The organism is Pseudomonas sp. FW305-28 (assembly GCF_017351395.1).
Taxonomy (GTDB): domain Bacteria; phylum Pseudomonadota; class Gammaproteobacteria; order Pseudomonadales; family Pseudomonadaceae; genus Aquipseudomonas; species Aquipseudomonas fluorescens_AA.
Genome location: NZ_JACNDD010000055.1, coordinates 1 through 16,632, shown reverse-complemented (window position 1 = coordinate 16,632; position 16,632 = coordinate 1). Strand labels below are relative to the sequence as shown.

The 16,632-nt window shown below is 63.8% G+C and carries 14 protein-coding genes; 6 read left to right on the top strand and 8 right to left on the bottom strand.

Features of this window, described 5'->3' with window-relative positions:
* Nucleotides 1-4: 4 nt before the first annotated feature.
* The 7 genes from J4E53_RS14660 to mreB form a co-directional block, all read right to left on the bottom strand.
* Nucleotides 5-868 (bottom strand): carbon-nitrogen hydrolase family protein, encoded by an 864-nt coding sequence (locus J4E53_RS14660; RefSeq protein WP_060739167.1) that lies wholly within the window; start codon nucleotides 866-868, stop codon nucleotides 5-7.
* 138 nt (nucleotides 869-1,006) lie between these two features.
* On the bottom strand, nucleotides 1,007-4,810 hold the full coding sequence (locus J4E53_RS14655; protein ID WP_103309010.1) for a YhdP family protein: 3,804 nt from the start codon (nucleotides 4,808-4,810) through the stop codon (nucleotides 1,007-1,009).
* A 60-nt stretch (nucleotides 4,811-4,870) separates the two neighbouring features.
* Nucleotides 4,871-6,328, bottom strand: coding sequence for a ribonuclease G (rng, locus tag J4E53_RS14650; RefSeq protein WP_018613976.1), 1,458 nt, complete (start codon nucleotides 6,326-6,328; stop codon nucleotides 4,871-4,873).
* A 56-nt stretch (nucleotides 6,329-6,384) separates the two neighbouring features.
* Nucleotides 6,385-6,981 carry a nucleoside triphosphate pyrophosphatase gene (locus tag J4E53_RS14645; RefSeq protein WP_103309008.1) on the bottom strand — a complete coding sequence of 199 codons (597 nt, stop codon included), beginning with the start codon at nucleotides 6,979-6,981 and terminating at the stop codon, nucleotides 6,385-6,387.
* A 198-nt stretch (nucleotides 6,982-7,179) separates the two neighbouring features.
* Nucleotides 7,180-7,668: a rod shape-determining protein MreD gene (gene mreD / locus J4E53_RS14640; protein WP_003197820.1), complete on the bottom strand. Its 489-nt coding sequence runs from the start codon at nucleotides 7,666-7,668 to the stop codon at nucleotides 7,180-7,182.
* Nucleotides 7,665-8,804 (bottom strand): rod shape-determining protein MreC, encoded by a 1,140-nt coding sequence (gene mreC, locus J4E53_RS14635; protein ID WP_103309007.1) that lies wholly within the window; start codon nucleotides 8,802-8,804, stop codon nucleotides 7,665-7,667. Before mreC ends, mreD begins: the two co-directional genes overlap by 4 nt.
* Nucleotides 8,805-8,945: 141 nt before the next feature.
* On the bottom strand, nucleotides 8,946-9,983 hold the full coding sequence (gene mreB / locus J4E53_RS14630; RefSeq protein ID WP_002555108.1) for a rod shape-determining protein MreB: 1,038 nt from the start codon (nucleotides 9,981-9,983) through the stop codon (nucleotides 8,946-8,948).
* Nucleotides 9,984-10,197: 214 nt separating this feature from the next.
* On the opposite strand from mreB, the gene gatC reads away from it, so the two are divergent.
* The 6 genes from gatC (at nucleotide 10,198) to J4E53_RS14600 (ending at nucleotide 15,451) form a co-directional block, all read left to right on the top strand.
* Nucleotides 10,198-10,485: an Asp-tRNA(Asn)/Glu-tRNA(Gln) amidotransferase subunit GatC gene (gene gatC, locus J4E53_RS14625; protein WP_020297123.1), complete on the top strand. Its 288-nt coding sequence runs from the start codon at nucleotides 10,198-10,200 to the stop codon at nucleotides 10,483-10,485.
* A gap of 16 nt (nucleotides 10,486-10,501) precedes the next feature.
* Nucleotides 10,502-11,953, top strand: coding sequence for an Asp-tRNA(Asn)/Glu-tRNA(Gln) amidotransferase subunit GatA (gene gatA, locus J4E53_RS14620; protein WP_018601844.1), 1,452 nt, complete (start codon nucleotides 10,502-10,504; stop codon nucleotides 11,951-11,953).
* A gap of 10 nt (nucleotides 11,954-11,963) precedes the next feature.
* Entirely contained in the window at nucleotides 11,964-13,409 is a 1,446-nt protein-coding gene (gene gatB / locus J4E53_RS14615) for an Asp-tRNA(Asn)/Glu-tRNA(Gln) amidotransferase subunit GatB (protein ID WP_103309005.1), read from the top strand.
* A gap of 176 nt (nucleotides 13,410-13,585) precedes the next feature.
* Complete coding sequence (locus J4E53_RS14610; RefSeq protein WP_060739171.1) at nucleotides 13,586-13,963, top strand: septal ring lytic transglycosylase RlpA family protein; 378 nt, start codon at nucleotides 13,586-13,588, stop codon at nucleotides 13,961-13,963.
* 49 nt (nucleotides 13,964-14,012) lie between these two features.
* Complete coding sequence (locus J4E53_RS14605) at nucleotides 14,013-15,074, top strand: calcium/sodium antiporter (protein WP_103309004.1); 1,062 nt, start codon at nucleotides 14,013-14,015, stop codon at nucleotides 15,072-15,074.
* The gene (locus J4E53_RS14600) at nucleotides 15,071-15,451 is read left to right on the top strand and encodes a carboxymuconolactone decarboxylase family protein (RefSeq protein ID WP_025211835.1); all 381 of its coding nucleotides are present in this window, start codon (nucleotides 15,071-15,073) and stop codon (nucleotides 15,449-15,451) included. Before J4E53_RS14605 ends, J4E53_RS14600 begins: the two co-directional genes overlap by 4 nt.
* A 135-nt stretch (nucleotides 15,452-15,586) precedes the next feature.
* Here the strand turns inward: J4E53_RS14600 and J4E53_RS14595 are convergent, their stop codons facing one another.
* Complete coding sequence (locus J4E53_RS14595; protein WP_060739173.1) at nucleotides 15,587-16,528, bottom strand: AEC family transporter; 942 nt, start codon at nucleotides 16,526-16,528, stop codon at nucleotides 15,587-15,589.
* Between the last annotated feature and the right edge of the window lie 104 nt (nucleotides 16,529-16,632).

The following is a 16,632-nucleotide window of genomic DNA, read 5'->3' as shown; positions in this document are numbered from 1 at the left end:
TGTTTTACGCCTTGAATTCGTCGTCTTGGACAGGCCGCTGTCGAGCGCCCTGCGAGAAAAAGCGCCGATGGCTGGCCACCGGCATGCGCGCCCGGATGGACGCTTGTTCGCTGCTGTCGCGCTCGGCCACCAGCACGGCCTCGCCTTGATCCTGTTGTGCCAGCACGCGGCCCCATGGGTCGACAATCGCGGCATGGCCAAAGGTTTCCCGAGGCCCCGGATGCACGCCACCCTGGGCGGCCGCCAGCACGTAGCACTGGGTCTCGATGGCCCGGGCGCGGATCAGCACGTCCCAATGGGCCGCGCCGGTCACCGCGGTAAACGCCGACGGTGCCGTGATCAACTCGGCCCCGGCCGCCCGCAGCTCGCTGTAGAGCTCCGGGAACCGCAAGTCATAACAAACCGTCAGGCCCACCCGGCCGACGGGAGTATCGGCAACCACCACGTTGGCACCATAAGCATAGTCATCCGACTCGCGATAGCGCCCGCGATTGTCCGCCACATCCACATCGAACAGGTGCAGCTTGTCGTAGCGCGCCACAATCTGGCCCTGGTCGTCGACCAGCAACGAACAGGCATGGGACCTGGCCTCGGGCTGGTCCACCGGCGGCAACGGCAGCGTGCCGGCCACAATCCATAACTTGAGGTCACGGGCGACCTGTTTCAACCACGGCAGGATCGGTCCCTGACCAAAGGCTTCGGCACGACCGATATCGGCAATGTCCCGTCGCCCCATCGCCGCGAAATTCTCCGGCAGCACCGCCAGCCTCGCGCCGCCGGCGGCAGCCTGCTCCAGCAGCACCCGGGCACGGGCCAGGTTGGCGAGCACGTCGCTTTGGCTGACCATTTGAATCACGGCGACTGGCATGGAGCTTCCCTCATTTTTTGCATCATTCCCCTGTGGGAGCGAGCTTGCTCGCGATAGCGCAGGATCAGCAAAGGAAATGTGACTGATACACCGCTATCGCGAGCAAGCTCGCTCCCACAGGGGTTATCCCATCGTCTGTCAGAACGGCTTGTCGAAGGTGATCTTCGGCTCTTTCCACGGCCCCTTGACGTCGTATCTTACGCTGGCAAAACGCGCCACGCGGTCGCCGATCAGTTTGTCGATCAGAAACAGTGCCCCACCCACCGCCGGTGCACCGACGATCAGCGCGGCGATCGGCAGGTTGTTGGTCACCGGCAACGTCACCAGCAGCTTGGCGTCGACGCGGTCGGCCACCATGTCCAGCGTGCCATTGAGCTCCAGGTTGCTCGACGGCCCGGTCAGGGTAATGGGCTCGCGGGTCACGTACACCCCGTCGCTCGCCACCAGCAGTCCCTTGACCCGGTCGTAGCTCAAACCCTTGCCGAACAGGTCGGAGAAGTCCAGGCGCAAGCGTCGGCCGATGGAGTTGAAGTTCAACAGGCCAAATACCCGCAACGCCTGGGCGCTGCCTTCGACTTCGACGAACTGGCCCTTGGTCAACGACGCGTCGAGGCTGCCGGAGAAGCGTTTGGTGGCGACCCACGCCGGCGAACCGGGCCAGCGACCATCGACATCCAGGCGGAAGGCCTGGCTGGTCACGCTCGGTGCGAACCCCCAGCCCTTGAGCACATCGCCCAGGTTCTTGCCGCCGATCCGTCCCTTGTACCAACTGCTGGTGGCGCCAGGGGTACCTTCCCAGCCGCCGCTGCCGTTCAACACCATGCCCTTGAGGCCCATGTCCAGGTTGTTCAGCGCGATGCCCTTGGCGGTCGGTCGCACTTGCAACGACCACGCGCCGATGAGGTCAGGGCCCTGGAACAATTGGTCGATGGCGATATCCATCGCCGGGATCTTGCCGGGATCGACCGACGCCAACGGGTCTGGGGCGTTTTCATCGGCCTGGACCGTCGGGTCTGGGGCCGGCAGGCGAACGTAGTCAAGCTTGATGCCAATCGGAGCGGCCTTGGCGTCCGGCAGGCTGACATTGCCTTTGGCCTGCTGGCTGTCGAGCCGCAAGGCCCAGGCGTTCGGCTTGCGATCCAGTTGCACAGACGCCTGGTCCAGGGTGGTGCCCATGGCCGTGAGCTTGCCGACGCTCAGATCGACGCTGCTGAGCAGTTGCTTGGCACTGCCACCCGGATCCTGGCCGGCGTACTTGTTCACCAGGTCCTGCCAGGGACTTACGTCCAGCTCCGACAATGTGCCGCGCAGTCGCAGCCCCTTGGCCCCAGGCAGCACCGCATCGCCGGCGCCCAACAGCAACTCGCCGCGACCGTCGGCGACTTTCCCGCTGGGTGCGGCGTAAGTGAAGCTGGCCAGGTCACCATAATCGACCCAATAACGCCGTTCCGGCCCCTGCAGGGTCATGCGAAACACCGTGTCGCGCCCGACATCGGCGGCCATGCCGAAGGGGGCCGGCAGGTCGACGGCCACGCCCTTGAGGCTGGAGTTGACCGACAACTGGCTGTCGGCGCCGTCGAGGATCACTTGCAACTGGTAGGGCACGACGCCCGATACCGGCAACGGTTGGGTGACGTTCAGCCAACTGGTGAGCTTCTTGATCTCCACCTGCCCGGACGCGGCGACCCGCGTGTTGAGCGCACCGGCACGGCCCTCGGCGAAAATCTGCGCGGTCACGGGCCGGTCGAATGCCCGGGCGCTGATGCCCTTGCCGCTCAGGCCTTTGTTGCTGTCGAAGCGGAAATCGCCCTTGAGCTGGGTCAGTTCCAGCGCCGGCTCGCTGAGCTTGAGACGAGCCTGGTCAGTGGCAAAGTCCACCAGGATCTTCGGTTGCTCGCCTTTGACCAGCGGGATATCCAGCTTCACGCTGCCTTTCAGGTCGCCCTCGCCTTCCCAGCCGGCAAACGTCTCGGCGGTCCCGATCGGTGCGCTCTGGAGGATTTTCAAACCATCGCCCAGCCCACCGGCGAACCCGCCGTCCAGCAGCAGATGAGAGCTCTGGCCGGTCGGTACATGGGGAATGTTCACCGAAACATCCTTGACCTGGGTATCGAGCAACTGCCCCTGGCTGGCATAGATGCGCACGCCGCTGTCTTCGACGAAGACATCGCCGCTGACCTTGCTGACCGAAGGCCAGCCCGGCTGGAACGCCAGTTCGGCGTCGTGCACCTTGAAAAACAGGCTGATGCTGCGCGCCGCGTCCACGGCACCGTGATTGAGCGAGCCTTGATACTGGAAAAAGCCTTGGTCCACCGCGCCCTTGACGATGGCCGTGCGCAGCCACTCATCCAGCGCCGGACTGAGGACCGCCGGCAGGTACTTGGCGGTGTAGCGCCCGTCACCGTCCACCAGGCCGACCCGCAGGTCCATGTAGTCCTCCTGGCTGTGGTCCAAATGCAGGCGAATCAGGAAGTCGCCGGCAATCCGGCCTTCCTCGCCCAGCACCTTCAGGTAGGGCGCGATCAGGGTGAAGCTTTGCTTGTCGAGCTTCCAGGTCAGCCGGGCATTGGCCTGCAAGTACTGCCAGGGCTTGGCGAAGATCGGGTCCAGGTGCAGGGAAAAGTCCTTGCTGTCCATGCGCAGTTCGCCGCCGCCCAGGTCGCCGCTCAGGCTCCCGGAGACGTTGCGCGCCGCCGGAGCGCCGCGATAGGCATCAAAGCCGACGGTGTCCAGGTTGGTGGCGAAGCTGACTTTCTGGTCACCGGTGTTCTGCGGCCGGTAGTCCAGCAGCACGTTGCGCAGGCCACCGGTCACCTTGAGCCGATCAATCGTCGTGGCCAGGCCTTCGGGCAACGGCGCCAGGGCATTGAGCAAAGGCGTGAGCGGGGTCAGGTCGAGGCGGTCGGCCTGCAGGTGCCAACGCTCCTCGGCCTGCTCGGTGGCGGCGGTTTGTTGCAGTTGCAGGTGCGATTCCCAGCGGGTCTCGCCCAGGTTCATCGCCAGGGAATCGAAGGTAGCGGTGAACCCTTGGCTACCGCGCTGGAAATAAGCGTTGAGGGCCAGGTTGTGGATCTGTACCGGCTTGCGTTCGCCGTAGGCACCCTGGAGCTGCGGCGCGTTCAGGCGCATGGCCGCGCTTTGCACCGTGCCCTCGCCCCAACTGAGCCAGAACTCACCACCGGCCTGGATCCGGGAGAAATTCCATTGCTGGGTCAGGCGTTTGGGCAGCCATTTGGACCAGTCGCTTTGCGGCAGGCTCAAATAGGCGTCGGCCTGGCCGTTCTTCCAGTCGCTGGCGCGCAGGCGGGTGCGCAGGTTGATCGCCACCGGCTGCCCGTCAGGCAGGGTCAGGCGTGCGTCCAGGCGCTGGCGGGTGGCGCCGGTACGCAGGCTCAAGCCGACGTAGGTCAGGGTCAGCGGCGGTTGCTCGACGGGTTGCAAGGTCACCTGGCTATCGAGCACCGAGAACTTGGAGACCACTTGCATGCGTTCGAGCAGTTGCTGCGGATCGAGGGGCTGCTCGTCCTTCACCGGCAGGCCTTCCAGCGCCCACTTGCCGTCGGCGCCCTCCTTGAGGCTGATCTTCAGGCCACTGACTTCCAGGTGGGCGATGCGCACCTGACGTGCCAGCAGGCTGCCCCACAGGTCAGGCACGGCCCGCACCTGGTCCAGGTGCAAGGCATTGGGCCCCTCGCCGACCACCACGTCGCGCGCCGCCAGGATCGGTGCCAAAGCGTCCCAACTGCCGTCCAGGCTACCGATGTGCACAGGCATGCCCAAGGCGGCACCCGCGCGGGTCTCGACCTCGGCCCGGTATTCGGCCACCAGCGGGACCAGCTCGCGACCGAGGCTGACGTACAACGCCAGCAACACCAGCAACAGGGCGCAAAGCCCCAGCCCCCAACGGGTCAGCGTCGCGATCAAGCGTGTCAGACGCTCCATGTCAGTGGGCTCCCCTGGCAAAGATAATCAAATCCGCGGGCCCGCCGCTTCCCAAGCTCTTCAGAGCAACACCACGTCGTATTGTTCCTGGGAATACATGGTTTCGACCTGGAAACGAATCGTGCGCCCGATAAACGCTTCCAACTCCGCGACATTGCCTGACTCCTCGTCCAGCAGGCGATCCACCACTTTCTGGTTGGCCAACACTCTATAGCCGGTCGCCTGGTAGGCGCGCGCCTCCCGGAGGATTTCCCGGAAGATTTCGTAACACACGGTTTCCGGGGTCTTGAGCTTGCCGCGCCCCTGGCAACTGCTGCACGGCTCGCACAGCACCTGCTCGAGGCTTTCGCGGGTGCGCTTGCGGGTCATCTGCACCAGGCCCAGTTCGGTGATCCCGATGATGTTGGTCTTGGCGTGATCGCGTTCGAGTTGTTTTTCCAGGGTCCGCAGCACCTGGCGCTGGTGCTCTTCATCTTCCATGTCGATGAAGTCGATGATGATGATCCCGCCCAGGTTGCGCAGGCGCAGTTGGCGGGCAATCGCCGTGGCGGCTTCCAGGTTGGTCTTGAAGATGGTTTCTTCCAGGTTGCGATGGCCGACGAACGCTCCGGTGTTGACGTCGATGGTGCTCATGGCTTCGGCCGGATCGACCACCAGGTAACCGCCGGACTTGAGCGGCACCTTGCGCTCCAGGGCTTTCTGGATTTCGTCCTCGACCCCGTACAGGTCGAAAATCGGCCGCTCGCCAGGGTAATGTTCCAGGCGATCGGCGATTTCCGGCATCAGCTCGGCGACGAACTGCGTGGTTTTCTGGAAGGTTTCCCGGGAGTCGATGCGGATTTTCTCGATCTTGGGGCTGACCAGGTCGCGCAAGGTCCGCAGTGCCAGGCCCAGGTCTTCGTAGATCACGCTGGGGGTGGCGATGGTCTTGATCTGCGCGGCGATCTGGTCCCAGAGCCTTCGCAGGTAGCGGATGTCCATGAGGATCTCATCGGCCCCGGCCCCTTCGGCGGCGGTGCGCAGGATAAACCCACCGGCTTCCTTGATGCCTTCTTTTTCCACGCAGTCGCTGACCACCTGCTTGAGACGCTCGCGCTCGGCTTCGTCTTCGATCTTCAGGGAAATGCCGACGTGGGCAGTGCGCGGCATGTACACCAGGTAGCGCGACGGAATCGACAACTGCGTAGTCAGGCGGGCGCCCTTGGAACCGATGGGATCCTTGGTGACCTGCACCACCAGGCTCTGGCCTTCGTGCACCAGCGCGCTGATGCTCTCCACGGCCGGCCCTTCACGCATGGAGATTTCCGACGCATGGATGAACGCCGCGCGGTCCAGGCCGATGTCGACGAAGGCCGCCTGCATGCCCGGCAGCACTCGCACCACCTTGCCCTTGTAGATATTGCCAACGATGCCACGCTTTTGCGTGCGCTCGACGTGGACCTCTTGCAGCACACCGTTTTCAACCACCGCCACGCGCGATTCCATCGGCGTGATGTTGATCAGGATCTCTTCACTCATGGCAGGGTCTCGTTCAGGCATGTTCACGATAATGGCCGCATCAAGTCAGACGGCGCTCAGCGCGCGCTCAAGGTTTGCCAACAGGGTATGCCGAAATGGCCCAGCAGTTCTGCGGTTTCGCACAGGGGCAGGCCAACCACGGCCGAATAGCTGCCTTCGAGCCCGGCGACGAACACCGCGCCCAGCCCTTGGATACCATAGCTGCCAGCCTTGTCCCGGGGTTCCCCGCTGGCCCAATAGGCCAGCGCTTCCTGTTCGGTGATGGGGCGAAAACGCACCCGACTGCGCACCACCCGTGATTCGCAGCGCGAGCCGTCCAGCACGGCAATGGCGGTCAGCACTTCATGGTCGCGACCGGACAGGCTCAGCAGCATGGACAAGGCGTCGGCCTGGTCCACTGGCTTGCCGAGAATCCGCCCCTCCAGCACCACGGCGGTGTCGGCACCGAGCACGCAGCCATCCACATCGGCGTCCAGGGCTCGCCGCCCAGCCTCGGCCTTGCCGCGCGCCAGGCGCTCGACATAGGCCGAGGGGGTTTCGTGATCCAGGGGTGTTTCATCGATGTCCGCGCCAATGGCGGTAAAGGGCACGCCGATCTGCGTGAGCAGCTCACGCCGACGCGGTGAGCCTGAGGCGAGGTAAAGCGGTTTCATCAAGACATCTCCCTCTCAAAGCACAGCCATCCAGACAAAAACAGCTTTTGTGGCGAGGGCGCTTGCTCCCGCTGGGCCGGCCCGACGCTTCGGGCGTAGCGGCCCCAACTTTTACGGTCGCTACGCAACCGAGCGGGAGCAAGCTCCCTCGCCACAGGGATGTAAGTCATCAGAAAAAGTGTAGATATCCTGACCGAATCAGTTGATTTTGAAACGCAGGCGCAGGCCACGCAAACCGAAGCTGACCCATGGCCAGAGCAAGGCACTGACCAGGGCTGGCAAGACCAGCGCCAGAGTTGGCTGGCGATTGCCGGTCAGCGCGCTGAGCCACAGCTGCACCAGTTGCGCCAGACCGAAGATCACCAGAATCACCAGGCACTGCTGCCACATGGGGAACATCCGCAGGCGTTGTTGCAGCGACAGCACCAGGAAGGTAATCAGCGTCAGGATCAACGCGTTCTGCCCCAGCAGCGTGCCGTAAAGCACATCCTCGGCCAGGCCCAGGCACCAGGCGGTGACCATGCCGACCTTGTGGGGCAACGCCAGCGCCCAGAAGGCCAGCAACAGGGCCAGCCACAGGGGGCGCAGGATTTCCATGAATTGCGGCAGCGGCGAAACACTGAGCAACAGGCCGATGGCGAAGGTCAACCAGACCATCCAGCCGTTACCGGATTGGGTACTGCTCATTCTTCTCGTGCTCCCCTGGTGGCTGGCGCGGTGGCCGGCGTGGAGGCTGGCGGTTTGGCGGCGGGCCGGGCTGGCTGAGCAGGCTGCGCGGCGGGCGCGTGGGTGGCCGAGCGGGTCGGTTTCGCAGCAGGTGCGGCCGGAGCAGCGGCCGGCGTCGTTGCCGGAGCCGCCGTAGCCGGTGCAGGCACGGGTGGTTTTGGCACGATGGCTGGGACTGGCGCCGGCACAGCCGTAGCCGGGGCGGCCGACTCGCCGCCCTGCCGGTCCTGGGCTTCCTGGGCCACGGCGGCGTCGTTGGCACGCTCTTCGGGCGTGCGGTTGTCGCTGAAGACCAGCAGCAGGTAGCGGCTGCGATTCAGCGCCGCCGTCGGCACCGCGCGCACAATGGCGAACGGCTGGCCGGAGTCATGGATGACTTCCTTGACCGTTGCCACCGGATACCCGGCCGGGAAACGCTGGCCGAGGCCTGAGCTGACCAGCAGGTCGCCTTCCTTGATATCGGCGGTATCGGCCACGTGCCGCAGCTCCAGGCGCTCCGGGTTGCCGGTGCCGCTGGCAATCGCCCGCAGGCCGTTGCGGTTGACCTGCACCGGAATGCTGTGGGTGGTATCGGTCAGCAACAGCACGCGAGATGTGTAAGGCATCAACTCCACCACCTGGCCCATCAGGCCCCGGGCATCGAGCACCGGTTGACCAAGGACCACACCGTCGCGCTCGCCCTTGTTGATCAGGATGCGGTGGGTGAAGGGGTTGGGGTCCATGCCGATCAACTCGGCCACTTCGACCTTCTCGTTGACCAGTGCGGAGGAGTTGAGCAACTCGCGCAGTCGCACGTTCTGCTCGGTGAGGGCCGCCAGCTTCTGCATGCGCCCCTGCAACAGCAGGTTTTCGGTCTTGAGTTTTTCGTTTTCGGCGACCAGTTCGGTCCGGCTGCCAAATTGGCTGGCGACACCTTGCCACAAGCGCTGCGGCAGGTCGGTGATCCAATAGGATTCCATCAACACCAGCGACATCTGGCTGCGTACAGGCTTGAGCAGCGTGAAGCGGGCATCGACCACCATCAGCGCGACCGATAGCACGGTCAGCACCAGCAGGCGCACACCCAATGAGGGGCCTTTGGCGAAAAGCGGTTTAATAGGCCGCTCCTCCCAGGCAAATGTTTTCTTTATTCATACGGCATCAGACCGGCCTGGATACGAATGACAGAAGATAAACGCCAACGGGCAGCACTGCAAAGTGCTGCCCGAGAGCGAACAACATAGACCACTGCGCCAGACTTATTCGCTGGAGAGCAGGTCCATGGTGTGCTTGTCCATCATTTCCAATGCACGGCCACCGCCGCGGGCAACACAGGTCAACGGGTCTTCGGCAACGATCACCGGCAGGCCGGTTTCCTGGGCCAACAACTTGTCGAGGTCACGCAACAGCGCGCCACCACCGGTCAGCACCAGGCCGCGCTCGGCGATGTCCGACGCCAGTTCCGGCGGCGACTGCTCCAGGGCGCTCTTGACGGCCTGGACGATGGTCGCCAGCGACTCTTGCAGCGCTTCGAGCACCTCGTTGGAGTTGAGGGTAAAGGCCCGTGGAACGCCTTCGGCCAGGTTGCGACCGCGCACGTCGACTTCACGTACTTCACCGCCCGGGTAGGCCGTGCCGATTTCCTGCTTGATACGCTCGGCGGTGGATTCGCCGATCAGGCTGCCGTAGTTGCGACGCACATAAGTGATGATCGCTTCGTCGAAACGGTCGCCGCCCACACGGACGGATTCGGCGTAGACCACACCGTTGAGGGAGATCAGCGCGATTTCAGTGGTACCGCCACCGATGTCGACGACCATCGAGCCGCGGGCTTCTTCCACCGGCAGGCCGGCACCGATGGCAGCGGCCATGGGTTCTTCGATCAGGAACACTTCACGGGCACCGGCACCAAGGGCCGACTCACGGATAGCGCGACGCTCTACCTGGGTGGACTTGCATGGAACGCAGATCAGCACACGAGGGCTGGGCTGCAGAAAGCTGTTTTCGTGAACCTTGTTGATGAAGTACTGCAGCATCTTTTCGCAGACGCTGAAGTCGGCGATCACGCCGTCCTTCATTGGGCGAATGGCCGCGATGTTGCCCGGTGTACGGCCCAGCATGCGCTTGGCTTCCGTACCGACAGCCACGACACTTTTCTGGTTACCGTGGGTGCGGATGGCCACGACCGAGGGTTCATTCAGGACGATACCGCGCTCGCGCACGTAAATAAGGGTGTTGGCAGTGCCCAGGTCGATGGAAAGATCGCTGGAAAACATGCCACGCAGTTTCTTGAACATGGGAAAGGGACCCTAGGCAACGCGTGGGTAAAAAAGTGCGGCAAACTCTAACAACGACAGGGATTTTGGGCAAGGCGCCAATATGTTAAATTGACCGCTTTTCTGCGCACCAAACCCCACAATCGCGGCCGTAGGGCCGTAGAAATGCGGTAGTGTTCCGACAATCTAACACACGGACAGACTGCGTCCGTTTTGTTTTCCACTGGAGAATCCCATGGCGCTTGAACGCTCCGACGTGGAAAAAATCGCTCATCTGGCCTGTCTGGGCCTCAATGAAGCCGATCTTCCACACATCACTTCTGCCCTGAACAGCATTCTGGGGCTGGTCGACGAGATGCAGGCGGTCGACACCGACGGTATCGAACCGCTGGCCCACCCACTGGAAGCCAGCCAGCGCCTGCGCGCCGACGTCGTGACCGAGTCCAATCACCGCGAGGCCTACCAGTCCATCGCACCAGCGGTCGAAAACGGCCTGTACCTGGTTCCGAAAGTCATCGACTAAAGGGAAAGAGCCTCTCATGCATCACATGACCCTGGCCGAGATCGCCCGCGGACTCGCCGACAAAAAGTTTTCTTCCGAAGAGCTGACCCAGGTCCTGCTGGCGCGCATCGCCCAGCTCGACCCGCAGCTCAACAGCTTCATCAGCCTCACCCAGGAGCTGGCCCTGAGCCAGGCCAAGGCCGCCGACGCCCGCCGCGCCAACGGTGAAACCGGCGCGCTGCTCGGTGCGCCGATTGCCCACAAGGACTTGTTCTGCACCCAGGGCATCCGCACCAGCTGCGGCTCGAAGATGCTCGACAACTTCAAGGCCCCGTACGATGCCACCGTGGTCGCCAAGCTGGCCGCCGCCGGCACCGTGACCCTGGGCAAGACCAACATGGACGAATTCGCCATGGGCTCGGCCAACGAGTCGAGCTACTACGGCGCGGTGAAAAACCCCTGGAACCTGGAACACGTACCGGGCGGCTCGTCCGGCGGTTCCGCCGCCGCCGTGGCCGCGCGCCTGTTGCCGGCCGCCACCGCCACCGACACCGGCGGCTCGATTCGCCAGCCAGCGGCGTTCACCAACCTCACTGGCCTCAAGCCGACCTACGGTCGTGTCTCGCGCTGGGGCATGATCGCCTACGCCTCCAGCCTCGACCAGGGCGGCCCGCTGGCACGCACCGCCGAAGACTGCGCGATCCTGCTGCAAGGCATGGCCGGCTTCGACCCGAACGATTCCACCAGCATCGATGAGCCCGTGCCGGACTACAGCGCCAGCCTCAACGGCTCGCTGCAAGGCCTGCGCATCGGCGTGCCGAAGGAATACTTCAGCGCCGGCCTCGACCCGCGCATCGCCGAGTTGGTCCACAACAGTGTCAAAGCGCTGGAGAAGCTCGGCGCAGTCATCAAGGAAATCAGCCTGCCGAACATGCAGCACGCAATTCCCGCGTACTACGTGATCGCCCCGGCGGAAGCGTCCTCGAACCTGTCGCGCTTCGACGGTGTGCGCTTCGGCTATCGCTGCGAGAACCCGGAAAACCTGATCGACCTGTACAAGCGCTCCCGTGGCGAAGGCTTCGGTGCCGAAGTGCAGCGCCGGATCATGGTCGGTGCCTATGCGCTGTCCGCCGGCTACTACGATGCCTACTACCTCAAGGCACAGAAAATCCGCCGCCTGGTGAAGAACGACTTCATGGCCGCCTTCAACGAGGTCGACATCATCCTCGGCCCGACCACGCCGAACCCGGCCTGGAAGCTCGGCGCCAAGAACAGCGACCCGGTCGCCGAGTACCTGGAGGACGTCTACACCATCACCGCCAACCTCGCCGGCTTGCCGGGCCTGTCCATGCCGGCCGGTTTCGTCGATGGCCTGCCGGTGGGCGTGCAACTGCTCGCGCCGTATTTCCAGGAAGGCCGCCTGCTCAACGTGGCTCACCAGTATCAGTTGAACACTGACTGGCACACCCGCACCCCAACCGGCTTCTGAGGAGAAACACATGCAATGGGAAGTCGTGATCGGGCTGGAGATTCATACCCAGCTCACCACCCGGTCGAAAATCTTTTCCGGTAGCTCCACCACGTTCGGCTCCGAGCCCAACACCCAGGCCAGCCTGGTCGACCTGGGCATGCCCGGCGTGCTGCCGGTGCTCAACGCCGAAGCCGTGCGCATGGCGGTGATGTTCGGCCTGGCGATTGACGCCGAGATCGGCCAGCACAACGTGTTCGCCCGCAAGAACTACTTCTACCCGGACCTGCCCAAGGGCTACCAGATCAGCCAGATGGAACTGCCGATCGTCGGCAAGGGCCACCTGGACATCGCCCTGGAAGACGGCACGGTCAAGCGCGTCGGCATCACCCGGGCGCACCTGGAAGAAGATGCCGGCAAGAGCCTGCACGAAGAATTCAACGGCGCCACCGGCATCGACCTGAACCGTGCCGGCACGCCGCTGCTGGAGATCGTCTCCGAGCCGGACATGCGCAGCGCCAAGGAAGCCGTGGCCTACGTCAAGGCGATCCACGCGCTGGTGCGCTACCTGGGCATCTGCGATGGCAACATGGCCGAAGGCTCGCTGCGCTGCGACTGCAACGTGTCGATCCGGCCCAAGGGCCAGGTCGAGTTCGGCACCCGCTGCGAGATCAAGAACGTCAACTCGTTCCGCTTCATCGAGAAGGCGATCAACAGCGAGATCCAGCGCCAGATCGAACTGATCGAGGACGGCGGCAAAGTCATCCAGCAAACCCGCCTGTATGACCCGAACAAGGACGAGACCCGTCCGATGCGCAGCAAGGAAGAAGCCAACGACTACCGTTACTTCCCCGACCCGGACCTGCTGCCGGTGGTCATCGAGGACTCGTTCCTCAATGACGTGCGCGCCACCCTGCCGGAACTGCCGCCGCAGAAACGCGAGCGCTTCCAGGCGCAGTTCGGCCTGTCGAGCTATGACGCCAACGTCCTGGCCACCAGCCGCGAACAGGCCAATTACTTCGAAAAAGTCGTGAGCATCGGCGGCGACGCCAAGCTGGCGGCCAACTGGGTGATGGTCGAGTTGGGCAGCCTGTTGAACAAGCAGGGCCTGGAAATCGATGAGTCGCCGGTCTCGGCCGAGCAGCTGGGCGGCATGCTGCTGCGGATCAAGGACAACACCATTTCCGGCAAGATCGCCAAGATGGTGTTCGAAGCCATGGCCAATGGTGAAGGCAGCGCCGACGAGATCATCGAGAAGCGCGGCTTGAAACAGGTCACCGACACCGGGGCGATCAGCGCCGTGCTCGATGAGATGCTCGCGGCCAACGCCGAGCAGGTCGAACAATACCGCGCGGCAGACGAAGCCAAGCGCGGCAAGATGTTCGGCTTCTTCGTCGGCCAGGCCATGAAAGCCTCCAAGGGCAAGGCCAACCCGCAGCAGGTCAACGAACTGCTGAAAAGCAAGCTCGAGGGCTGATGGACATGGAGCCAGTCTTGCTGTCTGGCTCAATTCCCTGTGGGAGCGAGCCTGTGGGAGCAAAGCTTGCTCGCGATGAAGACACCTCGATCTATCAGTGGACCGAGTTATCGTTCGTCGCGAGCAAGCTTTGCTCCCACTGGCTCGCTCCCACATTTGTATTTGGAAACTTTCGAATGAAGCGTCTCCTCGGCGCCTGCGCCCTGCTGTCCCTGCTGGCCGGTTGCGCCAGCCAGAGCGGGACGGTCGATCCACACGGCTACGACCAGACCGGCGTCGCCTCTTATTACGGTGCCAGGCACCATGGCAAGCGCACCGCCAGTGGCGAGCGTTTCAACCAGCACGGCCTGACCGCCGCCCATCGCCAGTTGCCGTTCGGCACTCGGGTGAAAATCACCAACCTGGGCAACAGTAACAGCGTGGTGGTGCGCATCAACGACCGTGGCCCATACTCCCGAGGCCGTTTGATCGACGTGTCCCGCGAAGCCGCCGAGCAACTGGGCATGCTGCGCAGCGGCACCGCACGAGTGCGCGTGCAAGCCCTCGACGATTGATAGACGGAGCCCGGCCATTTCCCTACTCACCGCCCTACCGCTGCTCAGCCTGATCGAATTGTTCGGCGCCCTGCTGTTGCTGATCGGCGGCGCCGAACTGCTGGTGCGCGCCGCCGTGGGCCTGGCGGCACGCTTGCAGGTACGACCGCTGATCATCGGCCTGACCGTCGTCGCCTTCGGCAGCAGCGCGCCGCAAATGGCCGTCAGCCTGCAAGCGACCCTGGCACAGAACGCCGACATCGCCGTGGGCAGCGTGATCGGCAGCGGCATCTTCAACATCCTCGTCACCCTCGGGTTGTCGGCGCTGATCATTCCGTTGCGCGTCTCGCGCCAACTGGTACGCCTGGACATCCCGCTGATGATCGGCGCCAGCCTGTTGGTGTTCGTGCTGGCCTGGAACGAAGAACTGACCCGGTTGGACGGCGTCTGGCTTCTGCTGGCCCTGGCGGTGTACCTCGGGCTGTTGCTGCGCCAGTCACGGCATTCGGGGCGACCGCACCCGATGGGGGGCGACGTGGCCCAGCTGTCCTGGGTCAAAAGTGTGTTGATGATCGCGTCGGGCCTGGCGATGCTGGTTTTCGCCGGACACCTGTTGCTGGGGGCGGCGGTGGAAGTGGCGACGGACCTCGGCCTCTCGGAACGCATCATCGGCCTGACCATCGTCGCCGTCAGCACCTCGCTGCCGGAACTCGCCACCTCGCTGATCGCCGCCTTGCGGGGCCAGCGGGACATTGCGGTGGGCAACGTGATCGGCAGCAACCTGTTCAACCTGCTGGGCGTGCTGGGGGTCACCGCCCTCGCCGCGCCCACGCCACTGTCGGTCTCGCCGAACGCCCTGGATTTCGACCTGCCGGTGATGCTCGGCGTGGCGGTGCTGTGCCTGCCGGTGTTCTATTCCGGTTACCGCGTCACCCGCGCCGAAGGCCTGTTGTTCCTGGGCTTGTACCTGGCCTACGGGCTGCACGTGGTGTCGTTCACCACCGGCATGCCCCTGGCCGGCCAACTGGAACGGCTGATGCTGTTCTATGTGCTGCCGGCCCTGCTCGCGTTTTTGCTGTTCACCTCCCTGCGCGCCTGGCGCCGCCAACACCACAAGAGGGATTTGCCATGACCGACACTCCAAAGACCGGCCTGGACATGCGTCGCCAGGTCATGGGCGACGCGTTCGTCGACCGCGCCCTGGGCAACGCCACCGAGTTCACCCAGCCGTTGCAGGACTTCGTCAACGAACATGCCTGGGGCAGTGTCTGGCAACGCGAGGGGCTGCCGCTGAAGACCCGCAGCCTGATCACCCTGGCCGCCCTCACCGCCCTCAAGTGCCCGCAGGAACTCAAAGGCCATGTGCGCGGCGCGCTGAACAACGGTTGCACGGTGGAAGAAATTCGCGAGGCGTTGCTGCATTGCGCGGTGTACGCGGGCGTGCCGGCGGCGATCGATGCGTTTCGGGCGGCGCAGGAAGTAATCGATAGTTACCAGAAGCCGGAGTGATCGTTAGATCGCTATCGCGAGCAAGCTCGCTCCCACAGTTGACCGGCGCTGAACACAAAATTTGTGTACGCCACGAACCTCCTGTGGGAGCGAGCTTGCTCGCGATTGGACCTCCAGAACACCGCAAGCCCAAGCCTAGATCCACCCACCCCACTGCAACACAAAGATCCCCAGGTTGGTGGTAATCGCCGCCATCAAGGTGGTGATCACGATGATCGCCGCCGCCAGTTCATGGTTGCCATCGGCCGCCCGGGCCATGACGAAGCTGGCGGCGGCGGTGGGGCTGCCGAAGTACAGGAACAGGATCCCCAGTTCCGCCCCGCGAAAGCCCCAGAGCCAGGCACCGAGGGTGGCCACCAGCGGCAGGCCGACCATTTTCACCAGGCTCGAACTCAGGGCCATCTTGCCACTCTTGCGCAGGGCCGCCAGCGACAGCGTACCGCCGATGCAGATCAGCGCCAGGGGCAAGGTCATTTGCGACAGGTATTTGGCCGAGGTCTCGAACCAGTTGGGCACGCCGATCTGCCAGTAGGCGAACGGCGCGGCGACGATCACGCTGATGATCAGCGGATTGCTGATCACGCTTTTGCAGATGCTCCACGGATCGGACTTGATCACCGGGCTGTAGACCGCCAGCACGATGGTCGACAAGGTGTTGTAGAACAGGATCACCAGCGCCGCGAGAATCGCCCCCAGGGAAATCCCGTAGTCGCCATACATGCTCGCCGCCAGCGCCAGGCCGATGACCCCGTTGTTGCCGCGAAACGCACCTTGGGTATAGATGCCGCGATCTTCCCGCGGGCAACGCCAGATCGCCCAGCCCCAGGCCATCGCAAAGCTCACCAGGGTGGCGATGGAAAAATAGATCAACAGAGCCGGCTGCAACGCCGCGTGCAGGTCCGCGTGCAGGATGCCGAGGAACAACAGCGCCGGCATGGTGACGTTGAACACCAGGGACGAGGCGATGTGGATGAAGTTGTCGTTGATCCAGTCGATGCGCTTGAGCAACACCCCCAGAAACAGCATGGCAAACACCGGCGCGGTGACGTTCAGGGTTTCGAGGAAAATTGCCAGCATGCCGGGGACCTTGAGAGGGGTGTCGTTAGGTGGCTAATGATAAGCCACTCACGGCACTGGCGTCTGGTGAAGTGCTATCGCGAGCAGGCTCGCTCCCACATTGG

Coding starts and splice junctions, on each gene's coding strand:
- J4E53_RS14660 (WP_060739167.1), bottom strand. CDS start 868: ATGCCAGTCGCCGTGATTCAAATGGTCAGCCAAAGCGACGTGCTCGCC.
- J4E53_RS14655 (WP_103309010.1), bottom strand. CDS start 4,810: ATGGAGCGTCTGACACGCTTGATCGCGACGCTGACCCGTTGGGGGCTG.
- rng (WP_018613976.1), bottom strand. CDS start 6,328: ATGAGTGAAGAGATCCTGATCAACATCACGCCGATGGAATCGCGCGTG.
- J4E53_RS14645 (WP_103309008.1), bottom strand. CDS start 6,981: ATGAAACCGCTTTACCTCGCCTCAGGCTCACCGCGTCGGCGTGAGCTG.
- mreD (WP_003197820.1), bottom strand. CDS start 7,668: ATGAGCAGTACCCAATCCGGTAACGGCTGGATGGTCTGGTTGACCTTC.
- mreB (WP_002555108.1), bottom strand. CDS start 9,983: ATGTTCAAGAAACTGCGTGGCATGTTTTCCAGCGATCTTTCCATCGAC.
- gatC (WP_020297123.1), top strand. CDS start 10,198: ATGGCGCTTGAACGCTCCGACGTGGAAAAAATCGCTCATCTGGCCTGT.
- gatA (WP_018601844.1), top strand. CDS start 10,502: ATGCATCACATGACCCTGGCCGAGATCGCCCGCGGACTCGCCGACAAA.
- gatB (WP_103309005.1), top strand. CDS start 11,964: ATGCAATGGGAAGTCGTGATCGGGCTGGAGATTCATACCCAGCTCACC.
- J4E53_RS14610 (WP_060739171.1), top strand. CDS start 13,586: ATGAAGCGTCTCCTCGGCGCCTGCGCCCTGCTGTCCCTGCTGGCCGGT.
- J4E53_RS14600 (WP_025211835.1), top strand. CDS start 15,071: ATGACCGACACTCCAAAGACCGGCCTGGACATGCGTCGCCAGGTCATG.
- J4E53_RS14595 (WP_060739173.1), bottom strand. CDS start 16,528: ATGCTGGCAATTTTCCTCGAAACCCTGAACGTCACCGCGCCGGTGTTT.